At 72.8% G+C, this 1,167-nt stretch carries 1 protein-coding gene and 1 pseudogene; both read right to left on the minus strand.

Annotated features, from left to right (window positions below):
- Positions 1-197: pseudogene (locus tag ACIHFD_RS67890) on the minus strand (Tn3 family transposase); the annotation flags it as partial.
- Between the two features lie 117 nt (positions 198-314).
- The gene (locus ACIHFD_RS67895) at positions 315-614 is read right to left on the minus strand and encodes a hypothetical protein (RefSeq protein ID WP_397375975.1); all 300 of its coding nucleotides are present in this window, start codon (positions 612-614) and stop codon (positions 315-317) included.
- Positions 615-1,167 lie beyond the last annotated feature (553 nt).

Raw genomic sequence — 1,167 nt, forward strand, 5'->3', positions numbered from 1 at the left:
AGGCCGAGCGCGGCGAGCTGGTCCTCCTGGCCCTCACGGTAGGCCTGCCGGATCTGTCCGGTTGCGCCGTGGCAGATCCTGCGGGCGAGGCGGTGTCGGGATTCCTGGACGGTGAGTTGCTTGTTCAGCCGCCGGTGGTAGGAGTCGTCGATCGGGTCGAGGATGGACAGCAGGTGCAGGGTCTTGTCGATGCGGCCGACGCGACCTGCCCGGTCTGCCGCCGTCCGACATGATCAGAGGAAAACGTACGAGGGGCCGCCGATCATTGCCGTCGGCGGCCCCTGACGCTGCCTGTCTCCGCGCCGCGGAAGCTGCTACCGCCTCGGCCATGGGTGGTCGCCGATCTCCATGATGACCATGGTCGCCCGCGCGGACAGCTCCGCCTCGTGGGCGCGTGCCGCGTCCCTCGCCGCACGCGCGGGCCCGCCCGCACGTGAGCGCTTGGCCATGGCGCGCAGGTGCAGGTCGTTCGCGTGCCCGTTCGTCTCCTGCAGCGCCGCTTCGAACACGTCCTTGCTGGCCCGGGCCGCGTCCAGAACCCGTTGCGCGTGCATGGCGGCGTACTGCCGGACGGCGATCTTCTCCCTGTGGGCCGAGGCCACGATCGCTGCCACTGGCCGTTCCAGGCCGTCATCACTATCCCACCAACAGCGTGGCCTTTCCAGCAGCAGTTCGAGAGCGACCCCTACCGCTGGCGCGAGCTCACCGACGAGGCCGCTGCCACCGCCGCCCGCCTCAACGCAGGCCCGCTACTGCTGCGCGCGACACGGCGGCGGTTTCACCCCGGCCACCGTACAACTCCACCGCATCTCCACCGAGTACGCCACCGCCGACGGCGGCACCGCGATTGCCGCCACCCACCAGATCCGCCCCGCCAGCCTGCCCACCACCGAACGGTGCGCCCGCTACTACACCGACCTGGCCCGCGTCCACCACCTGGCCGACGGCCGCGATCAGTGCACGGCAGCGCTGGCCGCCGAACGGCAGGCTCCACAGGAAACGTGCACCCGCCTTGCCGTTCGTAACCTGGCGCAGTCACTGCTGGTCTGCGGCCGGACAAGCCCCGCGCTGCGGCATCTCCTGAGGGGGGGGGGGGGGGGGGGGGGGGGGGGGGGGGGGGGCGCGGGGGCGGGGGGGCGCGGGGGGGGGGGGGGGGGGGGGGGGGGA

This window comes from Nonomuraea sp. NPDC051941, assembly GCF_044593615.1.